Below are 610 nucleotides of genomic sequence, written 5' to 3'. Positions count from 1 at the left end.
AGGACCGACACCTCCAGGGACTGGCGTGATATGGCTAGCAAGTGGTGCAACTGTCTCATAATCCACATCTCCACAAAGCTTCCCATTTTCATCACGATTCATCCCAACGCCAATGACTACCGCACCGGGTTTCACAAAGTCAGCAGTCACAAACTTGGCACGACCAATTGCTACAACAAGAATATCCGCTTTAGCAGCCACCTTAGCGAGATTATGGGTGCGTGAGTGAGTCAAGGTCACTGTTGCATTCTTGGCCAAAAGAAGCTGGGCCATGGGTTTTCCAACAATGTTTGAACGACCGATGACGACCGCATTTTTACCTTCCAAGTCAATCCCATATTCATGGAACATTTCCATAATTCCTGCCGGTGTCGAAGGAATCATAACTGGATGACCAGACCAAAGGCGTCCCATATTTAGAGGATGGAAACCATCCACATCCTTTTCTGGGTCAATAGCCAATAGAACCGCCTCTTCATCAATGTGTTTTGGTAATGGCAACTGGACCAAAATCCCATGCCAAGCTGGATCTTGATTGTATTTGGCAATCAAGTCTAACAATTCCTCTTGAGTAATGGTCTCTGGAACTCGCACTACTTCACTACGGAAA

General features: G+C 46.4%; 1 protein-coding gene. It reads right to left on the bottom strand.

Annotated features, from left to right (window positions below; translation table 11 throughout):
• A partial coding sequence (locus SMIDD26_RS05165; protein WP_061439319.1) for a tetrahydrofolate dehydrogenase/cyclohydrolase catalytic domain-containing protein occupies positions 1-610 on the bottom strand: 610 nt, incomplete at both ends.

The sequence above is a fragment of the Streptococcus mitis genome, from assembly GCF_001579035.1.
Classification (GTDB): Bacteria; Bacillota; Bacilli; order Lactobacillales; family Streptococcaceae; genus Streptococcus; species Streptococcus mitis_J.
The sequence above is the reverse complement of the archived record's forward strand: the minus strand, read 5'-3'. Positions and strand labels throughout refer to the sequence as shown.